The 359-nt window shown below is 37.9% G+C and carries 1 protein-coding gene; it reads left to right on the top strand.

The window, feature by feature from the left end:
• Nucleotides 1-359 (top strand): FTR1 family protein (locus IDG60_RS03130; protein WP_206160487.1); only part of this gene is annotated, 359 nt, incomplete at both ends.

Genomic DNA, 359 nt, shown 5'->3' with positions numbered 1-359 from the left:
ACTGCAAGTGTGATTGGTGGTGCAATTGCCGGACTTGTACTGAGTATTATCTTAGCAATTACGTTTGTAGAAACTTTAGGGAATAGTGGCATTCTTCGTGAAAGTATGGAAGCGGGATTAGGTATCGTTGCGGTCATATTAATGTTTATCGTTGGTGTTTGGATGCACAAACGTTCAAATGCGAAACGCTGGAATGATATGATTAAAAATATGTATGCCAATGCGATTAGTAATGGTAATTTGGTATTGTTAGCGACGATTGGTTTAATATCTGTGTTGCGTGAAGGTGTTGAGGTTATCATTTTCTATATGGGGATGATAGGTGAGCTAGCGACAAAAGATTTTATTATTGGTATTGC

The organism is Staphylococcus sp. EG-SA-2 (genome assembly GCF_017152085.1).
Note: the sequence above shows the minus strand (reverse complement) of the source record. Positions and strands in the feature narration are given on the sequence as shown.